Origin of the sequence: Pseudomonas sp. p21 (assembly GCF_001642705.1) — a bacterium.
Classification (GTDB): Bacteria; Pseudomonadota; Gammaproteobacteria; order Pseudomonadales; family Pseudomonadaceae; genus Aquipseudomonas.
On record NZ_LWBV01000005.1, the window covers coordinates 124,347 to 145,816 of the forward strand.

The 21,470-nt window shown below is 64.7% G+C and carries 18 protein-coding genes; 4 read left to right on the plus strand and 14 right to left on the minus strand.

Annotated features, from left to right (window positions below):
* Positions 1–5: 5 nt before the first annotated feature.
* Both A4C63_RS16155 and A4C63_RS16160 read right to left on the minus strand, forming a co-directional pair.
* Positions 6–212, minus strand: coding sequence for a DUF1656 domain-containing protein (locus A4C63_RS16155; RefSeq protein ID WP_063913544.1), 207 nt, complete (start codon positions 210–212; stop codon positions 6–8).
* Positions 202–2,355: an FUSC family protein gene (locus A4C63_RS16160; protein WP_063913545.1), complete on the minus strand. Its 2,154-nt coding sequence runs from the start codon at positions 2,353–2,355 to the stop codon at positions 202–204. Before A4C63_RS16160 ends, A4C63_RS16155 begins: the two co-directional genes overlap by 11 nt.
* A 277-nt stretch (positions 2,356–2,632) precedes the next feature.
* Between A4C63_RS16160 and A4C63_RS16165 the strand changes: the two genes are divergently transcribed.
* Positions 2,633–4,285 (plus strand): SulP family inorganic anion transporter, encoded by a 1,653-nt coding sequence (locus A4C63_RS16165; protein WP_063913546.1) that lies wholly within the window; start codon positions 2,633–2,635, stop codon positions 4,283–4,285.
* Positions 4,286–4,458: 173 nt separating this feature from the next.
* Here A4C63_RS16165 and A4C63_RS16170 read toward each other — a convergent pair whose 3' ends face one another.
* The 10 genes from A4C63_RS16170 to pedF all read right to left on the minus strand — a co-directional run bounded on the left by A4C63_RS16170 (position 4,459) and on the right by pedF (position 15,165).
* On the minus strand, positions 4,459–6,192 hold the full coding sequence (locus tag A4C63_RS16170) for a NahK/ErcS family hybrid sensor histidine kinase/response regulator (RefSeq protein WP_063913547.1): 1,734 nt from the start codon (positions 6,190–6,192) through the stop codon (positions 4,459–4,461).
* The gene (gene ercA / locus A4C63_RS16175; protein WP_063913548.1) at positions 6,176–7,339 is read right to left on the minus strand and encodes an alcohol dehydrogenase-like regulatory protein ErcA; all 1,164 of its coding nucleotides are present in this window, start codon (positions 7,337–7,339) and stop codon (positions 6,176–6,178) included. The genes A4C63_RS16170 and ercA overlap by 17 nt, the downstream gene beginning before the upstream one ends.
* A gap of 89 nt (positions 7,340–7,428) precedes the next feature.
* Positions 7,429–7,701 (minus strand): pyrroloquinoline quinone biosynthesis peptide chaperone PqqD, encoded by a 273-nt coding sequence (gene pqqD / locus A4C63_RS16180; protein ID WP_063913549.1) that lies wholly within the window; start codon positions 7,699–7,701, stop codon positions 7,429–7,431.
* Positions 7,702–7,753: 52 nt separating this feature from the next.
* A complete protein-coding gene (gene pqqA / locus A4C63_RS25790) occupies positions 7,754–7,825 on the minus strand; it encodes a pyrroloquinoline quinone precursor peptide PqqA (RefSeq protein ID WP_003253598.1) in 72 nt (23 codons plus the stop codon).
* A gap of 251 nt (positions 7,826–8,076) precedes the next feature.
* The gene (locus tag A4C63_RS16185; protein WP_063913550.1) at positions 8,077–9,597 is read right to left on the minus strand and encodes an aldehyde dehydrogenase family protein; all 1,521 of its coding nucleotides are present in this window, start codon (positions 9,595–9,597) and stop codon (positions 8,077–8,079) included.
* 162 nt (positions 9,598–9,759) lie between these two features.
* Positions 9,760–11,544 (minus strand): PQQ-dependent alcohol dehydrogenase PedH, encoded by a 1,785-nt coding sequence (pedH, locus tag A4C63_RS16190; protein WP_063913551.1) that lies wholly within the window; start codon positions 11,542–11,544, stop codon positions 9,760–9,762.
* Between the two features lie 384 nt (positions 11,545–11,928).
* Positions 11,929–12,852, minus strand: coding sequence for a quinoprotein relay system zinc metallohydrolase 1 (locus tag A4C63_RS16195; protein WP_063913552.1), 924 nt, complete (start codon positions 12,850–12,852; stop codon positions 11,929–11,931).
* A 40-nt stretch (positions 12,853–12,892) separates the two neighbouring features.
* The gene (locus A4C63_RS16200; protein WP_063913553.1) at positions 12,893–13,660 is read right to left on the minus strand and encodes a quinoprotein dehydrogenase-associated SoxYZ-like carrier; all 768 of its coding nucleotides are present in this window, start codon (positions 13,658–13,660) and stop codon (positions 12,893–12,895) included.
* 162 nt (positions 13,661–13,822) lie between these two features.
* Entirely contained in the window at positions 13,823–14,698 is an 876-nt protein-coding gene (locus A4C63_RS16205) for an ABC transporter substrate-binding protein (RefSeq protein ID WP_063913554.1), read from the minus strand.
* A gap of 5 nt (positions 14,699–14,703) precedes the next feature.
* A complete protein-coding gene (gene pedF, locus A4C63_RS16210; RefSeq protein ID WP_063913555.1) occupies positions 14,704–15,165 on the minus strand; it encodes a cytochrome c-550 PedF in 462 nt (153 codons plus the stop codon).
* Between the two features lie 254 nt (positions 15,166–15,419).
* On the opposite strand from pedF, the gene exaA reads away from it, so the two are divergent.
* Positions 15,420–17,315, plus strand: coding sequence for a quinoprotein ethanol dehydrogenase (gene exaA / locus A4C63_RS16215; protein ID WP_063913556.1), 1,896 nt, complete (start codon positions 15,420–15,422; stop codon positions 17,313–17,315).
* A 67-nt stretch (positions 17,316–17,382) separates the two neighbouring features.
* On the plus strand, positions 17,383–18,042 hold the full coding sequence (locus tag A4C63_RS16220; protein WP_063913557.1) for a pentapeptide repeat-containing protein: 660 nt from the start codon (positions 17,383–17,385) through the stop codon (positions 18,040–18,042).
* A gap of 144 nt (positions 18,043–18,186) precedes the next feature.
* Here the strand turns inward: A4C63_RS16220 and A4C63_RS16225 are convergent, their stop codons facing one another.
* Positions 18,187–18,825, minus strand: coding sequence for a response regulator transcription factor (locus A4C63_RS16225; protein WP_063913558.1), 639 nt, complete (start codon positions 18,823–18,825; stop codon positions 18,187–18,189).
* Complete coding sequence (locus A4C63_RS16230; RefSeq protein ID WP_063913559.1) at positions 18,825–20,099, minus strand: histidine kinase; 1,275 nt, start codon at positions 20,097–20,099, stop codon at positions 18,825–18,827. Before A4C63_RS16230 ends, A4C63_RS16225 begins: the two co-directional genes overlap by 1 nt.
* 153 nt (positions 20,100–20,252) lie before the next feature.
* Here A4C63_RS16230 and A4C63_RS16235 point away from each other — a divergent pair, with 153 nt between their 5' ends.
* Positions 20,253–21,446, plus strand: a complete 1,194-nt coding sequence (locus A4C63_RS16235; RefSeq protein ID WP_063913560.1) for an ABC transporter substrate-binding protein — start codon at positions 20,253–20,255, stop codon at positions 21,444–21,446.
* Positions 21,447–21,470 lie beyond the last annotated feature (24 nt).

Consider the following 21,470-nt stretch of genomic DNA (forward strand, 5'->3'; position numbering starts at 1 on the left):
CATTTTCAGGCACTCACTCCCATCAACAACACCAGCGCCGCGCAGATCGCGGCATACGAGGCGCCCTGCAACAGCGCCGGGTGCCACACCCGCGCCAGCACGCCACTGCGCCGCAACAGGGCGTCCAGCACCAGGAACAGCGGCAACCCCAACAACAGCGCCTGGGCAATCGGCGGCAGGTAGACCCCGCCAAACTCGAAATCAACGGGCATAGGCGCCCTCCTCCTCAGGCAAGGTCTGCGCTGCCAGCACCGCCCGATAGCGCTGCAGCAGCTGACCGGCAACCGACAGCGCGACCCGCAGGATGAACAACTGCCGCAGCGTCTCGCGACCCGCCTCGGCGTGAGCCTGGTGCAGCGCGTCCAGCGCTTCGGCAAGCTCGGCCAGCTCGCGCAGCAGCAAATCGACATCCACCCGACGGCGCGCACCCACTGTATCTGCCATCTCCTGCAACCTTAGGCGCAAACGCGCCCTGATGCCGCCAGGCAGCACCGTGAGGCTGACGCACTGGGCATGCGCCTGGCCCAGCGCGATAGCCAGCGCCGGGCACACCAGGCTGCAATCGAACAGTTCCCGGGAGCGCGGATCAGTGGCGGCGGGCAACAGGCCGATCATCGCCGACAGGCGGTCCAGCATGCGGCTCTCGAAATCGAACTGACGCGCCACGCTGGCAGGTGCCGTCACGTACTCATGCACATCCTCGCGGGTCTGGCGGAACAACCGGGCCATGCGCTTTTGCGGGTTGAACGGGAACACCAGGGCGAACACCACCATCGCCAGCCCGCCAGCGGCCACATAGCCGCCGGCGAACTCGAACCACTGCATGGCACTGTTGTGGTAGGCGCCGACATTCTGCGGCCCGATCATCAACAGGCTGATCAACCCGATACCCATGCCGATGCCAGCGGTCATGGGGCTGGCCAGGCCAACGGCGGCCAGGTACAGCAATGGCACCAGGCACACGGCAAGCATTTCGAAATCGGTGAACATCGGCAGCAGGGCAAACTGGTAGATGGCGGATAGCAGCAGCGCGACCAGCAGGCCACGGTTGTAGTTCTGGCTGGCCAGCAACGGCCGCGGCAGCGTCGCCATCAGCGAGCACATGACACCGATCAGGATCACCCCGGAACGCGCGCCGTCCCAGGCCGTTTCAATCCACAACCAACCGGCGAGAAACAGCGCCAGGAAGGCCCGCACGGCGTTCATGCCGGCCAGGCGGAAGTCCAGATGCAAGGCGTTGGCCTGCCCTTGGGCATGGGGGCAACTGGCGCCCCTGCCCTGCTGGATCGCCTCGTTGAGCTCGATCAGCTCGTTCAGTTGCTGCAGCAGGCGCGCCTGCTCCCAGCGCAGGGCCCAGGCCAGCGAGCGCATGCGCGGGGGCAAGGGTTCGTCAAGAAACTCGACCCGGTCAGCGGCGGCGTCGAAGCGCTGGTACAGCTGGTGGATCGCTTCGCGGCGCTGCGCCGACAACTTCACACCGTCACGGGCCAGTGCCTCCAGGTTGTCCAGCTCGTCCTGGCGCAACAGCTGGATTTCTTCTGGCAATGGCCCTTGCCAGTGCTGCTTGATCAACTCGCGCTGTTGGCGCAATACCAGCAGGCGCGACACCAGCAGCACCAGTTGGTTGGCCAGCAGCTGCACCAGCCCATCGGCATTGCGCAGGTGCGGCGCATCAAAATAGAGATGGCGGCGCAGGCCTTCCAGCGCACTGATCTCGCTGATCAATAACGCCTGCCGCTGGTGCTGCGCAGCTTCGTCCTCTTCGCTGCGCACCACCTCGGCGGCGTGTCGGGCGATCAGCTTGACCAGGCTGTCGACCTTGCTGAAGTAGCCCTGCGCCACTGCCTGTGGGCGCGCGCTCAACAAACTGACCACGGCCACGCAGGCAACCGCCAACAGGGTTTCGGTCAGCCGGGTGATGGCCAGCAGGAGGATGCCGTCCGGTTCCGGCACCGCCAGCATCGCGACCACCACGGCGGTAAACCCGCTGAGGACGAAGGCATGCGAGTCGGTATAGCGCAACAGCGTGCCGCCCGCCGTGCAGAACGCCAGCCACAGGGCCAGGCAGACGATGAAAGGCATTGGCGCCTGGGGGAACAAGGCCATGATGACCACCGCCATGGCTGCCCCCGCGGCGGTGCCCAGTACCTGGGCAAAACTGCGTTTTAGGGCCATGCCGGCCAACGGCAGGCTGATGATGATCACGGTCATCAGCGCCCACTTCGGCTGCTCCAGGTCGAAGATGAACGCCAGGTAGAGGCACAGCAAGCCTGCAACGATGGTGCGCAGTGCGAAGAACAGCACCCCGCGGCCAGGGTTCAAGGCCAGCTTGAAATACGAAATCAGTGGAGCCATCCGGCACCTCGGGACACGACCAGGGAACCGCGCAGGGGCGTATGGTTCGCCAGGCCGGGTTAGTACATTGGCTGGAGGCGTATCTGCGCGTCCGCGAGCACACTCACATTACCGTTCCAGTGCGCGAGTTGAGCAACCGTAAGATATATAAGCAGGTTTACTGACGACAGGCTGGATTCCGGGACGCGGTGTCCCATCTCACGAACAGCGGCTGGGTGCTCCTCCTGCGCATGACATGCTAAATACTATGTGCATGCACCTTATCAAGGAGCCTGCGATGATCGCGGTACGCGAAGCCTGGAAAGCCGGCTTGTTCAAGCGTGAACACTGGATGCGCAACCTTGTATCCGGCCTTATCGTTGGCGTTGTTGCGCTTCCCCTCGCCATGGCCTTCGCCATCGCGTCCGGGGTCAAACCAGAGCAAGGTATCTACACGGCAATCATAGGCGGGTTGCTGGTTTCCCTGCTGGGCGGCAGTCGATTGCAAATCGCCGGGCCTACCGGAGCATTCATCGTGATCCTTGCAGGGGTGACGGCGAAGTACGGAGTCGAAGGCTTGCAACTGGCCACGATGATGGCTGGCGCCATACTGCTGGTGCTTGGCATTACCCGCCTGGGCGCAGTCATCAAGTTCATTCCCGACCCGGTGATCGTGGGTTTCACCGCCGGTATCGGCATCATCATCTGGGTGGGGCAATGGCGTGATTTCTTCGGCCTGCCCGAAATCGAAGGCGGGCACTTCCACGAAAAACTATGGCATCTGTTGCAAGCCCTGCCGGACCTCCACCTTGCCACGACGCTGCTCGCAACCTGCAGCCTTGCCCTGCTGATCCTCACGCCTAGGTTGCCCGTGCTGAAACGTCTGCCCGGGCCACTGGTAGCCATGGTGTTCGCAACGCTCATTCAATCCCTGTTCCATTTTGACGGCGTGGCTACCATCGGCACAACCTTCGGGGCGATTCCACAGGGTTTGCCATCGCTCACCTGGCCCGAGGTTTCCCTGGCGCGGGTGATCGAACTGATCGGGCCGGCCTTCGCGATCGCCATGCTGGGGGCCATCGAATCGTTGCTTTCTGCTGTCGTCGCCGACGGCATGGCAGGGACCAGGCACGACTCGAATCAGGAACTGATCGGCCAAGGGGTCGCCAACCTGGTCGTGCCGCTATTCGGGGGTTTTGCCGCCACCGGGGCCATTGCCCGGACAGCGACCAACATCCGCAATGGAGCTACCGGGCCACTGGCCGGCATCGTCCATGCCGTGACGCTGGTACTGATCATTCTGTTCCTCGCGCCGCTGGCGTCGAACATTCCACTCTGCGCACTGGCGGCGATTCTGTTCGTCGTCGCCTACAACATGAGCGAGTTGAAGCATTTCAAGCGCATGCTGCAACGCGCACCGAGAGCCGACATCGCCATCCTGCTCGTCACCTTCACCTTGACGGTGTTCAGCGACCTGGTGATTGCCGTGAATATCGGCGTCATCCTCGCCATGCTTCAGTTCATGCGCCGCATGGCATCGTCCGTCGAAGTCCAACAGGTGGTCGAAGAGGAACTGGCCAATGAACTGCACAGCAACGGCCAGACATCGCTTCCCCCCGGCGTGATGGTGTACACCATCGAAGGCCCGCTGTTCTTTGGCGCCGCTGAAACCTTCGAGCGCGCACTGTCACAAACGCATACCGACCCTGAACTGCTGGTGATCTGCCTGAAGCGCGTTCCGTTCATGGATATCACCGGGCTGCAAACCCTGGAGGAAGTGATCCAGCAACTGCACAAACGCCAGATCGTGGTGAAACTGTGCGAAGCCAACAGCAAGGTGTTCGGCAAGCTGGAAAGGACCGGTATCTTGCGGCTGCTTGGCCCTGAGCACTATCACCACACGCTCGGTACAGCCCTGCTGGAAGCACAGGCAACAGCAGCAGAGAACTGAATTCGCAAGCGGTACGCGTACCCTGTGGGAGCGGCTTTAGCCGCGAAGCATCCAACGCGGTGCATGGCACCGGCTGCGCCGGTGTTCGCGGCTAAAGCCGCTCCCACAGAGTCCCTGCTAATTCAATGAGTCATGTGCAGTTCCATGGGAGCCTGGCTTGCCGGCGATGGGCCTCAGGCCTGGCCCAGCAACTGGCTCAACACCGCACGCAACTTCCCCGGTTTGACCGGTTTGTTCAGCAACGGCGCACCGAGCTTGTTCAAGGCGCGTCGGCACTGATCGCTGCGGTCGGCGGTGATGATCACCGCGGGAATGGCGGCGCCGAAATGTTCGCGCAAGTGCTTGACCACCTCGCAGCCGATCACGCCGTGGTCCAGGTGAAAATCCGCCAGGATCAACTCCGGTGCCTGCCCCTGCAAGGCCAGCAAGGCCCCGGCCTGGTCGGTCGCGGTAACCACTTCGCAGCCCCACTGCCCGAGCAGTGCGCCCATGCTCTCGAGGATGCTCACCTCATTGTCCAGTACCAGCAGGCGGCGGCCTGGCAGCGGGTTGCCGGTGCCCGGCTGCGGCGAAGCCTGGTGAACAGGCAGCGGCATCGCTTCGCCGATCGGCACGTCGATGCTGAACATCGAGCCACGCCCCGGCCACGAGCGCACCTCGACCCGATAGCCGAGAATCTTGGCGATCCGTTCCACGATGGCCAGCCCCAGGCCCACGCCCTTGCGATCGGCGGCGCGGCCAACGTCCAGTTGATTGAACTCGAGGAAAATGGCCTGCAGCCGATCTGCCGCAATGCCTCGCCCGGTATCCCACACCTCCAGGCGCAAATGGCTGCCGCGGCGCCTGGCCCCCAGCAGAATTTTGCCCTCATCGGTATAACGGCAGGCGTTGCTGAGAAAGTTGCGCAGGATACGTGTCATCAGCCGCAGATCGGTGCTGATGGCATAGTCGGCAATGCGCGCGCGCAGCTTCAGGCCTGCCGCGTCGGCCACCGAGCGGAATTCCGAGACCAGTGGCCCGAACAGTTCGTCGAGGCGGTAAAGCGCCACGTCCGGCTTGACCGCCGCCTGGTCGAGCCGGGAAATGTCCAGCAGGTCGGTCAGCAGGTCTTCGGCGCCCTCCAGGGCCTGATGGGTACGCTCCACCAGCACTTTTTCCGCGTCCGGCAATGGCCTTTCGCGCAAGGTCGAGATCAGCAGCCGCGCGGCATTCAGCGGTTGCAGCAGGTCATGGCTGGCGGCAGCGAGGTACTTGTCCTTGCTGCGGTTGGCTGTTTCCGCGGCGTCGCGGGCATCACGCAGGGCGCGGGCGATCTGTTTGCGCTCGGCGATCTGCTGTTGCAGGTTACGGTTGGCCTCCAGCAGTTCATCGGTACGGGCGGCCACCCGTTGCTCGAGTTCGTCATTCAGTTGCTGCAGCCGCTGCTGGGCCTGCTTGCGTTCGGTGATGTCGGCGACAAACCCTTCCACCAGCCCTTCCTGACCGGGCTTGAGCAACAGGTTCATCAGCACATCGAGGTGGCTGCCGTCCTTGCGCCGCAAGCGGGTTTCATAGCCATGCAGGCTGCGTTCACGGGCGAGGGTCGCGGTGATGGCGTGCAGCTCTTCAGCCCCGCCGGCAAACAGGTCGGTGGCAAGGTCCGTCAGCGGAAACAGCAACGCTTGCGGGTTGTCGTAACCGAGCATGCGTGCCAACGCCGGGTTGGCGGCGCGCATGCCGTCTTGCAGGCTGGCCTGGAAAATCCCGTGCACGGCATTTTCGAACAGCCATTTGTAGCGGTTGCGTTCGGCCTCCAGCTCGTCCAGGCGCGCCGCCAGCTCCGGGTAATGGCTCTTGCGCGCCGAGTGGTCGCCCAGCCCCAGCAGCCCGGCCAGCGCCCGCTGCTGCTCGTCAGAGGGCCTCGCCATAGACGACCTCGACATCACGCTGGCTCGACGCACGCGGGTTGGTGAGGATGCACGGGTCATCCATGGCATGTTGCGACAGGAACGGGATATCGGCCGTGCGCACCCCGTGCAGGCCCAGGGTTTCATGGAAACCAATGGCATGCTTCAGCGCGATCAGGTGCTCCACCAGGCGCCCGCAGATCTGCCGGTGGTTGAGGCCGCGGCAGTCGATGCCCAGCACTTCGGCAATCACCTTGAAACGCTCCGGCGCCGAGCTGTAGTTGAACGCCACCACGTGCTCCACCAGCACCGCGTTGCACAAGCCATGCGGCAGGTCGAGGAACCCGCCCAGGCTGTGCGACATGGCGTGGACCGCCCCCAGGATCGCATTGGAAAACGCCAGCCCCGCCTGCATGCTGCCCAGCATGATTTTCTCGCGCAGGGCGATATCGGTGGGGTTGGCGATCATTTCCACCAGGTTGCCGTTGATCAGGCGCATGGCTTCCAGCGCATGGGGGTCGGTCAGCGGGCCGTGTCCGGTGGAGACGAAGGCTTCGATGGCATGCACCAGTGCATCGATGCCGGTGCAGGCCGACAGGAACGGGTCCATGCTCAGGGTGGTTTGCGGGTCGATCAGCGACACGTCCGGCACCACCGCCTTGCTGACGATGGAGAACTTCATGCGTTCCTGCTGGTTGGAAATGATCACGAACTGCGACACGTCCGCCGAGGTGCCGGCCGTGGTCGGAATCAGGATCAGCGGCGGGCTGGGCACGCGGATCATGTCCACGCCTTCGAATTCGAGGATGCTGCGCCCGTGGGCGACCACGATACCGATGGCCTTGCCGCAATCCATCGGGCTGCCGCCGCCGACCGCGACAATCACGTCACAGTGGTTTTGCCGGTAGATCTCGGCGCCGAGCATCACCTCTTCGACCCGTGGGTTGGGCGATACGGCGCTGTACAGGCAGTAGTCGATGCCCTGGGCCTGCAGGCTGGCCTCCACGTCCGCCACCCAACCGGCGGCAATCACACCGGGGTCGCTGACCACCAGCACCTTGCGCGCACCGAAGGTCTTGGCGTAATTGGCGACATTATGCCGGCAGCCGGCACCAAAGATGATCTCAGGCGAAACGAACTTGCGAAGCGGGCTGAAACTCTGGCTCATCGGAAAGCCTGTTCTTATTGTTCTGGAAGGTAACCGCCAGCGTAAAGCATCCCGCAGCGAAAGCAACCAGACCAAAGCGTGGCCAGCGCTCATTCGATCCAGTACTTGGCACGGGCCACCTCCAGAAACGCCAGGATGTCCTCGTCGAGCCCCGGTACACCGGGGAAGCGCTGTGCAAGGCAGTCGATGACCGCTGCCACGCTGCGCTGGCCGTCCAGCAACTCGAGCACCCAGCCGGCACTGGCGTTGAGCTCGATGATGCCCTCGGGGTACAGCAGCACATGGCACACCTGGTGCGGCTCCCAGCGCAGGCGGAAGCCTTTGCGCAAGGCCAGGGCTTGGTTGCGATCGATCAGGTTCACAAGGGGTTTGCGCAATAAAGACCCGGCCATCGCTACGATGGCCGGACAGGCATCAACGATTGGCGAAGTACATCGTCACTTCGAAGCCGATGCGCAGGTCGGTAAAGGCGGGTTTAGTCCACATGGGGCATTCCTCTTCTTGGTGCCGGGCGATTCCGGTAGAGGCATTAATGCACGAGGGGCGACGGGGCCGAATGCTACTTTGGGACAGGTTTGCGGGGTGCGTTGGTAGGGGTAATACGGAGCTGCTGTGGATTTGTGCATGGCAGTGCCGGCCTCTTCGCGGGCTCGCCCGCTCCCACAGGGACTGCACAAGTTTCAAGACCAGTGCAATACCTGTGGGAGCGGGCGAGCCCGCGAAGGCCGCGACGCGGTTTAGAAGAAGCCCAGCGGGTTGATGTCGTAGCTCACCAGCAGGTTCTTGGTCTGCTGGTAGTGATCGAGCATCATCTTGTGCGTCTCACGGCCCACCCCGGATTTCTTGTAACCACCGAACGCCGCATGCGCCGGGTACAGGTGGTAGCAGTTGGTCCACACACGCCCGGCCTTGATCCCGCGGCCCATGCGATAAGCACGGTTGATGTCACGCGTCCACAACCCCGCACCCAGGCCAAACTCACTGTCGTTGGCGATCGCCAGCGCTTCGGCTTCGTCCCTGAAGGTGGTCACGCCCACCACCGGGCCGAAGATTTCCTCCTGGAACACGCGCATCTTGTTGTTGCCCTTGAGCAGGGTCGGCTGGATGTAGTAACCGCTGGCCAGGTCGCCGTCGAGCCGCTCGGCACCGCCACCGGTGAGCAGCTGCGCGCCCTCCTCCCGGGCAATCTGCAAGTAGGAAAGGATCTTGTCGTATTGCTGCTCCGAGGCCTGGGCACCGACCATGGTCGCGGTGTCCAGCGGGTTGCCACGGGTAATCTTGGCGATCTTCTTCATCACCTCGGCCATGAACGGCTCGTAGATCGACTCCTGGATCAACGCCCGCGACGGGCAGGTGCACACTTCGCCCTGGTTGAAGAACGCCAGCACCAACCCTTCGGCTGCCTTTTCGATGAACGCAGGCTCGGCCTGCATGATGTCTTCGAAGAAGATGTTCGGCGACTTGCCGCCCAGTTCGACAGTGGACGGGATGATGTTCTCGGCCGCGCACTTCATGATGTGCGAGCCCACCGGGGTGGAGCCGGTGAAGGCGATCTTGGCGATGCGCTTGCTGGTGGCCAGGGCCTCGCCAGCTTCCCGGCCAAAGCCCTGGACGATGTTCAGCACCCCTGCCGGCAGCAGGTCGGCGATCAGCTCGGCGAAAATGGTGATCGACAGTGGCGTCTGCTCCGCCGGCTTGAGCACCACGCAGTTGCCTGCGGCCAGGGCCGGGGCGAGTTTCCAGGCGGCCATCAGCAGCGGGAAGTTCCACGGGATGATCTGCCCGACCACGCCCAGCGGTTCGTGCATGTGGTAGGCCACGGTGCCTTCGTTGATCTCGGCGGCGCCGCCTTCCTGGGCGCGGATGCAGCCGGCGAAGTAGCGGAAGTGGTCCGCCGCCAGCGGCACGTCGGCATTGAGGGTTTCGCGCACGGCCTTGCCGTTGTCCCAGCTTTCGGTAACGGCCAGTACTTCCAGGTTCTGTTCGATACGGTCGGCGATCTTCAGCAGCACCAGGGCACGGTCCTGCACCGAGGTCTTACCCCAGGCCTCGGCAGCGGCATGGGCGGCGTCCAGGGCCTGCTCGATGTCCTGGGCGCCAGAGCGCGGGAACTCGGCAATCGGCTGGCCGTTGACCGGCGAGCTGTTGGTGAAGTACTGGCCGCCCAGCGGCTGCACGAACTCACCGTTGATGAAATTGCCGTAGCGTGGCTTGAAGGACACGATGGCGCCTGGGGTTCCGGGTTGTGCGTAGATCATGCTGAGCCTCTGTGGGTCGATGCCTGTCCAGCGACAGGCGATGAGCCGATGGTAAAAAGCCCCGCCTGCCGGGCGAATGCATCGTTGGCAGCGGGGCTCTCGTCATTTGGTAGTAGGGCCGCTTGCCGCAGGGTCCCTGGCAGCAAGCGGCAGGCTGTCGGCTTAGCGACTGGCGCTTGCCGTTTGCAGTTGCTTGGGCAGCTTGAAGGTCCAGAGCATGCCGCCCTGGTTGAAATCCTTGACCCGCTTGGCCACTTCGCCGCCCCACAGCGGCACCGCACCGCCCCAGCCGGAAACCACCGAAACGTACTGTTCGCCGTCCATTTCCCAGGTGACTGGCGAGCCGAGCACGCCGGAGCCGGTCTGGAACTCCCAGACCTTGTCGCCGGTCTTGGCGTTGAACGCCTGCAGGAAGCCTTCCGGCGTACCGGTGAACACCAGGTTGCCCTTGGTGGTCAGCACTCCGCCCCACAGCGGCGCATAGTTCTTGTGGCGCCACACTTCCTTGCCGCTGACCGGGTCGATGGCGCGCAGCACGCCGATGTAGTCTTCGTTGAGCGGCTTGATGGTGAAGCCGGCGCCGAGGAACGCCGCGCCCTTCTTGTAGGCGATGCCTTCGTTCCAGATGTCCATGCCCCACTCGTTGGAAGGCACGTAGAACAGCCCGGTATCCTTGTTGTAGGCCATCGGCATCCAGTTCTTGGCACCGAGGAACGCCGGGGCGACGAACACCGAACTGCCCTTGGCCTCGCTACCCGGCGCGCCCGGCCGGCTGGCCTCGTTGTAGATCGGCCGGCCATCCTTGTCCAGGCCGGTGGCCCAGGTGATCTTGTCGACGAAGGGGAAGCCGCGGATGAACTTGCCGTTGGTGCGGTCCAGCACGTAGAAGAAGCCGTTGCGGTCGGCAGTGGCGGCGGCCTTGACCTCTTTGCCGCCGTCCTTGTAGTTGAACGAAATCAGCTCGTTGACGCCGTCGAAGTCCCAGCCGTCATGCGGCGTGCTCTGGAAGTGCCACTTGATGGTGCCATCGTCCGGGTTCAGGGCCAGGCGCGACGAGGAATACAGGTTGTCGCCCGGGCGCAGGTGCGAGTTCCACGGCGCCGGGTTGCCGGTGCCGAACAGGATCAGGTTGGTTTCCGGGTCGTAGTAACCGCCAAGCCATGGCGCCGCACCGCCGGTCTTCCACAGGTCGCCGGGCCAGGTTTTGCCCGCCTCGCCGCCGGAAATGCCATTCTCGATCGCCTTGCCGTCCTTGTACACGTAACCCATGTGCCCTTCCACGGTCGGGCGCATCCACAGCAGTTCGCCGTTTTCCGGGTTGTAGGCCTGGATCTTGCCCACCACGCCAAACTCGCCACCGGCGACGCCAGTGATCAGCTTGCCGTTAACGATCATCGGCGCAGCACTGATGGAGTAGCCTTCCTTGTGGTCGGCCACCTTCTTGCTCCATACCACCTTGCCGGTGTCCTTGTTCAGCGCCACCAGCTTGGCGTCGAGGGTGCCGAAGAACACCAGGTCGCCGTACAGTGCCACGCCGCGGTTGATCACATCACAGCACGGGCGAATGTCATCGGGCAGGCGCGCATCGTATTGCCACAGCTTCTTGCCGGTCCGGGCGTCCACGGCGAACACCCGCGAGTAGGAGCCGGTCAGGTACATCACCCCATCCTTGACCAGCGGCTGGGCCTGCTGGCCGCGCTGCTTCTCACCACCGAAGGAAAACGCCCAGACCGGCCGCAGGTCCTTGACGTTGTCGGTATTGAGCAGGTTCAGCGGGCTGTAGCGTTGGCCCTGCACGCCCAGGCCATTGGTCACGATCTGCTGCGGGTTCTTCGGGTCCTGGAGAATTTCTTCATTGCTGACAGCGGCGTGGGCCGCGCCGGCAAGCAGCATGGCGCTGAGCACCAGGCTCAAGGCGAACACGGGACGACGTGGGGATCGGGTCATGACGGCTACCTTTGGTTTTTTGTTGTATCCGGGAAAACTTCCCGGTGTGTCGGGAATTCTTGGTCCCGACCTGCTTGCCAACAATTGCCCGCAGTGCGGAGTTTTCTAGTTCCTTGGTATGGGGCTTGGGATTTGGGTTGGTGCGCATATCGAGCGCCGCCCGCGCGGCGCATCGCGAGCAAGCTCGCTCCTACATTTGTTTCGGGCCAATTGATCCTGAGGCAGAGGCGCGCGGTCTCTTGGCGTTCACCTCGATATCGAGAGGGACAAGCAAGGAGGTCGCGCGCGTCGGCGCAGGCGTTACTGGCCCGAAACAGATGTAGGAGCGAGCTTGCTCGCGATGCGCCGCGCGGGCGGCGCTCGATCTCGAAGGCGCAGAAAATCTCACGGCAAGCGCCGCAGCTGCTGGCGTTCGTAACGGGGATACAGATGGCTGACACTGCGAATCAGCTCGTAACGGGTCAGGCTGATACCGGCAAACCGTTCGGGTATCGGGCTGCGGATCATCTCGGCCATGTCGTCGCCACGCGCCGCGCCGTCACGCATCAGCCCATCCAGCCAGCCCAGGTAGTCACGCATCTGGGCAAACGGCCGGGCATCGCTGGCCAGCGGGCCGTGCCCGGGTACCAGCTGCTTCCAGGGCAGCGCTTGCAAGGTGTCCAGGTCCTTCAGCCAAACCTCCAGCCCCGGGCTGTTGGGCGTGGTCAGCGCGCGCTCGTAAAACACCAGGTCACCGGCGAACAGCACGCCGGTGTTTTCATCCAGAATCGCCAGGTCGGCACCGGTGTGCCCGCCCAGCGCCAGCAGCCGCAGGCGGTGCCCGCCCACCTCATGAATACCCGGCTCCAGCACCCGGGTCGGCAGCACCACCTCGGTCCCGCGCATCCAGTCGCCGACCAGGCGGTACATGTTCTCGGCCATGGCCTCGCCCTGCTGGTGCAACAGCTCGCGGGTACCGGCCAGGGCGCCGATGGGTACATCGGCAAAGGCCTGGTTGCCCAGCACATGGTCAGGGTGATGATGGGTCAGCAGCACTTCGACCACCGGCTTGTCGGTGGTGGCGGCAATGGCCTGGCGCATGGCTTCGCCGTAGCGTTTCGACGGCCCACTGTCGATCACCACCACACCGCTGTCGGTGACGATGAACGCGGTGTTGACGATATTGCCGCCGTTATCCTTGGCGAAATTGTCGGTGCTGCCCTCCAGCAGCCAGGTGCCCTCGGCGATCTGCCGGGGCTTGAGCCGATAGTCCAGGTCTGCCCAGGCCGGCAGGCCCAGGCACAGCAGCAACAGCAGGATGCAACGCATGACGGGCGCCTCTGGTCAGGGATGAAGTGGGGCAACGCGCTCAGGGCACCGCCGCCTCGAACTGGTTGCCGCTGTTGTCCTGCAACACCAACCGGGTCGGCCCGGGGCCCTGGATGTCGAAGCCCAGGTTGGGGTTTTCGCTGACCGCCGGGTACAGTTCCAGGCTGGCCAGGCGCTGGCCGTCAGCGTCCTGCAGCTCGGCATGGTTGAGGAAGAATTCGGGGATACCACTGACCAGGCCGTTGTCCATCGGGTGGGCCACCTGCAGGCGCAGGCGGCTGCTGTCGCCGCGCGGGTAGCGCCCGCCCAGGACTTCGCCAAGGTGCTCCTCCCAGCCGGGTTGAGTGCGTACCACGCTGGGCGCGGTACAACCGCCACCGGCGGCATCGATCAGGGTCGAGCCGACATGCCACAGGCCGTCGCGCGTCAGCACCGCAGCACGCAGTGGCGTGGCCTGTTCGACGCGGATGCGGATCGACAACCAGGGCAGCACACGCTCGCCGGGCTGGAAGTCGACAATGCGCGGCAGCGGGTTGAGTTCGGCCCAGGCGAGAATCCGCACTACCTCGCCACTAAACGCCCTAGCGTCGATCTCCAGCGGCACCTGGCGTGCGTCCTCGGCAAAGGGTGGCGCCAGCAGCTTGACCCGGTCATCGAAGACGAACGCGGCCTGGCCCAGCAGCTGCTTGTGGTAGAAGTCCCACATTACCGACGGTACCGGGTCCTTGTGGTTACTCGGCTCGCTGGCCAGGGCCTGTGCGGCCCAGGGCATCCAGCAGGCCAGCAGGAAAGTCGCTCGCCAGTTCATCGCCCACTCCTTGATGAAACAATTATCCGTTGAGCCAGCATGATCCCTGTGGGAGCGGGCATGCCCGCGAAGCAGGCGGCGCGGTGGATGGCACGGGCTTCGCCCGTGTTCGCGGCGGTTCGACGCCTCGACAAGCCTGCTCCCACTGGGATCGTGCCACCGCTACTGATACATCTCCGGCACCTGGTAACGCAGGCCGTAACTGGCATAAATCGCCTTCATCCGCCCATCACGAATCAGCGCCTCAAGCGCCTCCTCCACCGCATAGGCCAGCTGTCGGTTGCTTTCATGCACCGCCATGCCGATCTCCCAGGCCTGCTTGCCAAGGTTCGGGTAGGCGTTCTCCGCCAGTGCCAGTTGCGGGTCGGCGGCCTGGTGCAGTTGCCAGTCAACCTCGCCGCGCATCGCCATCACCGCGTCCACCTGGCCCGCCTGCATGGCACCAAAGGCCTGCTGCACATTGGGGTAATGATGGGTCTTGGCACTCAGCATGCCGTTGAACACCGAGGTCAGGTAGAACGATGGCACGCTGTCCACCTCGACCCCGATCGGGTGCTGTTGGAACACCGCGACACTGGCCACCGAGGGCAGGCGGCGACGATCGTAGGCGACCTGCCAACGCTCCTCCTGATACGGGCCAAACATCACCACCTGGGCGTTTTCCAGCTCACCCACCTCGTTGCGCCTCTGCGCGTAGGCGTGGTCGTACGGCACGCGCATCATCAGGTCCGCCAGTTGCTGGTGGCGCAGTGGGCTGCCGCGCCAGATGTAGTCGCGCAGATCGTCGTCGAGCTTTTCCCCAGGCGGCGCCCAGACCAGCTGCAAGCGCACCCCCAAAGCCGTGGCCAGGGCCTGCGCCAGTTCTACGTCGACACCGCGCGGCTGGCCGTGGTCCTGGAAGCTGTAGGGCGCGAAGTCCTTGTACACCGCCACCTTCAATTCACCGGCGGCGATGATCGCGTCGTAGCTGCGCACCTGCGCCTGCACTGCCGTGCACCACAGCAGCAGGCCACTGAACAGCATCGCCAACAGGCGCATGGCCGTCACTCCTCGACGTGCACGCTGTCCAGGTAAGTACGCACCGCCCACAAGGCTTCCTGGCTGAGGTAGTCGGCCATCTTCGGCATGTACACCCGGCCGTCGCGGACGGCGCCGTGGCGTACCCGCTCGACGAACCATTCATCCCCGGCCTCACCGGCATCGAGCATGCGCAAATCCGGGGCGATACCGCCAGACTTGGCCTCCAGGCCATGGCAGGCGGCGCAGTTCTGGTTGTAGGCCGAGGCGCCGATTTCCACGGCCTTGTCGTGCTCGGGCGAGGCGCGGTAAGGGTTGACCGCCGCCCAGCCATCGCCGTCCAGGGTTACGCCGGCGTCCTTGATCGGGGTCAGGCCCTGGGTTTCTACGGCCTGGGGCACCACATTGCCATGAGCCCAGGTCGTGCCGGTCAGCACTGCACTGGCAAGCAGCCCGGCAGCCAGCAAGACGTTGCGTTTTGTTGTCATTTTTATGCCCTCACGATTGCACGCAAGGCCTCAACCACAGAGGCCGTGCCGCCATCTTAGAAACAGCCCGCAGGCGGCCGTATGCTGCTTTGGTGGCCGCGCCTTACTCCCTTGGTAGTAGGGCTTGTGGCGAAGGGCCAAATGAGGTGCCCTGCGGGAACTATTCCCGGCAAGGGCGGGACTTTTTCCGTATCCCGCAACGCCCGCCCCGTCCCACCCTGTGCAGGCCAAAACCTCCACTGGGAACTGCAACCATGACAACAAGAACGCTACCCGCCCTTTCCCCTCTGGCCCTGAGCGTGCGGGCCTTGCTGCTGGTCGGTAGCCTGGCCCTGAGCAACGCGGCCACGGCGGCCACCGCCCCAGCAGCACCTGCCAGCAAGAACGTGACCTGGGAAGACATCGCCAACGACCACCTGACCACCCAGGACGTGCTGCAGTACGGCATGGGCACCAACGCCCAGCGCTGGAGCCCGCTGGCCCAGGTCAATGACCAGAACGTGTTCAAGCTGACCCCGGCCTGGTCCTATTCCTTCGGCGACGAGAAGCAGCGCGGCCAGGAATCCCAGGCCATCGTCAGCGACGGCGTGGTCTACGTCACTGGCTCCTATTCGCGGGTGTTCGCCCTCGATGCCAAAACCGGTAAGCGCCTGTGGACCTACAACCACCGCCTGCCGGACAACATTCGCCCCTGCTGCGACGTGGTCAACCGCGGCGCGGCGATCTACGGCGACAAGATCTACTTCGGCACCCTGGACGCGCGGGTCATCGCCCTCGACAAGCGCACCGGCAAAGTGGTGTGGAACAAGAAGTTCGGCGACCACAGTGCCGGCTACACCATGACCGGCGCCCCGGTGCTGATCAAGGACAAGACCAGCGGCAAGGTGCTGCTGATCCACGGCAGCTCCGGCGATGAATTCGGCGTGGTCGGCCAACTGTTCGCCCGCGACCCGGAAACCGGCGAAGAAGTGTGGATGCGGCCCTTCGTCGAAGGCCACATGGGCCGCCTGAACGGCAAGGACAGCACCCCGACCGGTGACGTCAAAGCACCGTCCTGGCCGGACGACCCCACCACCGAAACCGGTAAGGTCGAAGCCTGGAGCCATGGCGGTGGCGCCCCTTGGCAAAGCGCCAGTTTCGACCCCGAGACCAATACCATCATCGTCGGCGCGGGCAACCCCGGCCCCTGGAACACCTGGGCGCGCACGTCGAAGGACGGCAACCCGCACGACTTCGACAGCCTGTATACCTCAGGGCAGGTCGGCGTCGACCCGAGCACCGGCGAGGTGAAGTGGTTCTACCAGCACACGCCCAACGATGCCTGGGATTTCTCCGGCAACAACGAGCTGGTGCTGTTCGACTACAAGGACAAGGACGGCAAGCTGGTCAAGGCCACCGCCCACGCCGACCGCAACGGCTTCTTCTATGTGGTGGACCGTAGCAACGGCAAACTGCAGAACGCCTTCCCCTTCGTCGACAACATCACCTGGGCCAGCCACATCGACCTCAAGACCGGGCGCCCGGTGGAGAACCCCGGGCAGCGCCCGGCCAAACCGCTGCCGGGGGAAACCAAGGGCAAGCCGGTGGAGGTCTCGCCACCGTTCCTTGGCGGCAAGAACTGGAACCCCATGGCCTACAGCCAGGACACCGGCCTGTTCTACATCCCCGGCAACCAGTGGAAGGAGGAGTACTGGACCGAGGAAGTGAACTACAAGAAGGGTTCGGCCTACCTGGGCATGGGCTTCCGCATCAAGCGCATGTATGACGATCACGTCGGCACCCTCCGCGCCATGGACCCGACCACCGGCAAGCTGGTGTGGGAGCACAAGGAGCACCTGCCGCTGTGGGCCGGCGTGCTGGCGACCAAGGGCAACCTGGTGTTCACCGGCACCGGCGACGGTTTCTTCAAGGCCTTCGACGCCAAAACGGGCAAGGAGCTGTGGAAGTTCCAGACCGGCAGCGGCATCGTCTCGCCGCCGATCACCTGGGAGCAGGACGGCGAGCAGTACATCGGCGTGACCGTGGGCTACGGCGGTGCGGTGCCGCTGTGGGGCGGCGACATGGCCGAGCTGACCAAGCCGGTAGCCCAGGGCGGTTCGTTCTGGGTGTTCAAGATCCCCAGCTGGGACAACAAGACTGCACAGCGTTGACCTGCAGCGGGGAGCGGGCCTGCGCCCCTCCCCGCTTCTGCCTTTCTCCTGCCAGGAGCCTTTCACCATGAACTACCTGCCACTTGCCTTGCTGATCGTGCTATCCCCTGCCATGGCCGACAATGCCGACGACGCTGGCATCGATCCCCCCCTGATCATCAATGGTTGCGTGATTGCCGAAGCCAGCCAGTGCCCGGGGGCCGACTTGCGTGGCGCCAACCTGGCCAACCAGGACCTGCGCAAGATGAACCTGGCCGGCGCCGACCTGCGCGATGCCGACCTGCGCCATGCCCGGCTGGACCTGGCCAACCTGGAAAAGGCACGCCTGCAAGGCGCCAACCTGACCCGCGCCAGCCTGCAGCAGAGCAACCTGCGCCTGGCCGACCTGAGCCATGGCCGGCTCGTGGCGATTCAGGGCTGGGGCCTGTTTGCCCAGGGCGCGCAATTTGCCAAGGCCGACCTCAGCGCGGCCTACCTGCAGTTCGCCAGGTTGTCAGGGGCGAAGATGCACCAGGCCAACTTGCGGGCGGCGGACCTGGAAATGGCCTGGCTGAGCAAGGCTGATCTGCAAGGGGCCGACCTTGGCGATGCCAACCTGCAGGAGGCCAAGTTCGGCCAGAGCAACCTGGCCCGCGCCGATCTGCGCGGGGCGCGGCAGCATTACGGGAATTTTCAGGAGGCCAACATGGAAGGGTGCAAGGGGTGCCCTGAGACCTGGGACAATTGAGCGCTGCCATTTTTGCAACCGCTCGGTTACCTGTGGGAGCCGGCTCGCCCGCGAAGCAGCCTACGCGGTGTCTGGCACCGGCTTCGCCGGTGTTCGCGGGCATGCCCGCTCCCACAGGGTCCGGTCGTACACCCCATAAAGACCTCACCCCGCCACCCGCACCACCCCCAGATCAATCCCCAGGTGCACCAGCTCGGCATGGGAGCTGACCTGCAACTTGCTCTTGAGCAAAGTCAGGTGGTTGGACACGGTCTTGGCGCTGATGCACAGCTGCTCGGCAATCCCCCGTACCGGTGTACCCTTGGCCAGCATCACGAAAATCTCCAGCTCACGCTGGGTCATGCGCTGCAGGCGCGGGTCACTGGCGTTCTGCTGTGAGGTACAGGCCAGCTGGGTGGCCAAAGGCTGTTCGATATAGGCATGCCCGGCCAACACCCGCTGCACCGCTTCGATCAGCACTTCGGGTGCCGAGTTCTTGGTCAGGTAACCCGAGGCCCCCGCGTCCAGTGCCTGGCGCACCAGCGGCAGCTCGTCATGCATGCTGAAGAACAGCACCCGCAACTGCGGCAGGCGCTGACGCAGGCGCCGGGTGGTTTCCAGGCCGCTGATGCCTGGCAGGCCGAAGTCCATGATCACCAGGTTGGGCACTTGCTCCTGAACCCGGGCCAGTGCCTCTTCGCCACTGGCAGCCTCACGCACCTGTATTGTCGGCAGCACCGCCCGCAGCAGGCTGGCATAGCCCTGGCGGACCACGGCGTGGTCATCGACCAATACGATATTCATCACACCTCCATGGGAATGTTCAGGGCCAGCGCCCAGCCGGCACCCGGGCGGCTGAGGATGCGCAGTTCACCGCCCAGGCTGCGGGCGCGCTCGGCCATCGAGTGCAGGCCTACCCCGGGGCGCTGGGGCTGGCTCGCGCCACAACCGTTGTCGCGAACCAGCAGGCGCAAGCCCTTGGCGCTGCGTTGCAGGCGCACCCGCACCTGGCTGGCGCCGGCGTGCCGGGCGACATTGGTCAACGCCTCCTGCAGCAAGCGATACAAATGCGTGCGGCTCGCCCCGGGCAGCACCGGCAGCTGCTCGCCGACCCGCAGGCGGCATTCGATACCCTGACTGGCCTGCCATTGGCTCACCAGCAGGCCAAAGGCTTCGGCCAGCGGCATGTGTTGCAACGCCAGCGGATACAGGTTGTGTACCAAGGCGCGAAAACCCTGCTGCAGGCGTTCGCAATCGAGCTCCAGGGCACGTGTCGTCTGCGCCACCATGGTGGGCTGGTCGGCCACCATGCGCAGCAGGCAGAGTTGGGCGCGAATACCCGCCAGGTATTGCCCAAGGTCGTCGTGCAGGGTCTGCGCCAGCTGAGTGCGCTCCTGCTCCTGCACCGCCAGCAGGGCCTGGGTCAATTGAGTATTGTCGGCCCGGGCCTGCTCCAGAGACGCGGTCATGCGGTTGAAGTGCTCCGCCAGCTGGCGCGCCTCCGGCAGACCGGCCTCGCGCAGGCGAGTGGTCAATTGGCCGCCCGAGACCTGGCGCAAGGCCTGCAGCAGATCGTCCAGCAAGCCCATGCCCCGCCGCACTGCCCAGCGAATGGTCAACAAGCTCAGCAACAACGCCAGGCCGCAAAGGACCAACAGCTGCTGCAGGGAATCGCGGACTTCGTCGATTTCATCCCGGGCATCCACGGCTATCACTACCCGGCGGCCGTCACCCAGTTCCAGCAGCCGGCTGCTGGCGTGGCGCTGGCCAAGCAGTTGGCGGCCCAGCCAGGCATCCAGGCCGGCCTCCTGCGGCAGCCGCGCGGCTTCATCCGCCGCCAGCCAGTGCACTCGCACATGGCGCAGGCTTTGCGTCAGCCGTGGTTGCAGGCGCTGCGGGTCGCGCTCGGCAGTGTCGCCGAGGTACGCCACTACGGCCTCGGCCGACTGCAACTCCCGCTCCACATCAGCCACCGCCTGATGCAACAGCACCCCGGCACAGGCCAGCGTCACCATCGCGAAGCAACACGTGACCCAGAGGTTGATCCGCCACAGGGCCGACAGGTTGACAAGGCGCATGGGCGGTTCTCCTCCGAGGGTGCTGCGGCCCATCGTAAAACCCGGGCCCGCGTGGCGAATTACTACCTTGGTACCGGCCGTGCGCTACTTTCTGCATATTTCCCCCTCCCGGCGGGCTTCCTATGCTGGCGCCATCTGCCGTGGAGTTGCTTTATGCGCCAGCCTGCCCACCTTGCCCTGACCTGCCTGCTGGCCATGGCCGCGACGCTTTCTGCGAGCCCGGCGCCAGCCGCGAAGGCCCAGGCCGCTGAACCGTTGCAGGTGCGCATCGGCTACCTGGGCTATCGCCCCGATCCCGGCCCGCTGCTGTCCAACATCATCCCCGAGCCCGCCGATGCCGGGCTGCAGGGCGCCGAACTGGCCATTGTCGACAGCAACAGCAGCGGGCGCTTTCTCAAGCAGGAATTCCAACTGGCCAAGGCCAGCGTCGACAGCCCCGAAGCCCTGCTGCAAGCCGCCAAGGCCCAGCATGACCAGGGCCTGCGACTGTTCGTGGTAAATGCCCCCGCCGCCAGCCTGCGCGCGCTGTCGGCCGCCCTGCCCGACAGCCTGCTGTTCAACGCCGGCACCCCGGACGACAGCCTGCGCAGCAGCCAGTGCCTGGGCAATGTGCTGCACAGCCTGCCCGGCCGCGCCATGCTGGCCGATGCCCTGGCGCAGTTCCTGGTGCTGCGCAAGTGGCAGCGGGCGCTGTTGATCGTCGGCCAGACCGACGACGACCGGGCTTACGCGGCGGCCCTGCGCCGCGCCATGAAACGCTTTGGCATGCAGCTGGTCGCGGAGAAAGCCTGGACATTCGACAACGACCAGCGTCGCAGCGCCCAGGCCGACATGCCGCTGTTCACGCAAACCGCCGAGTACGACGTGGTGCTGGTGGCCGACGAACGCGGCGACTTCGGCGAGTACCTGCCCTACCAGACCTGGTACCCACGCCCGGTGGCCGGCACTCAGGGCCTGACCCCCACCGGCTGGCACAAGACCGTGGAAACCTTCGGCGCGGCGCAGTTGCAAAAGCGCTTCGAAGCCCAGGCCGGGCGCTGGATGAACGACCGCGACTTCGCCGCCTGGATGGCCGTGCGCAGCGTCGCCAGCGCAGTGAGCAAACTGCGCCAGGCCGAGCCCCGTGCCCTGCAGCAACTGCTGCTCAGCGAGCAGTTGCCGCTGGACGGTTTCAAGGGCCGCAAGCTCAGCTACCGCCCGTGGAACGGCGAGCTGCGCCAACCGATCCCGCTGGTACAACCTCGGGCCCTGGTCAGCACCTCGCCGCAGGAGGGCTTCCTGCACCCGTTCAACGAAATGGACAGCCTGGGCTACGACAAGCCCGAAGTGACCTGCGGCTACCCCTGACCCGATAACCACAACAAAAAAGGA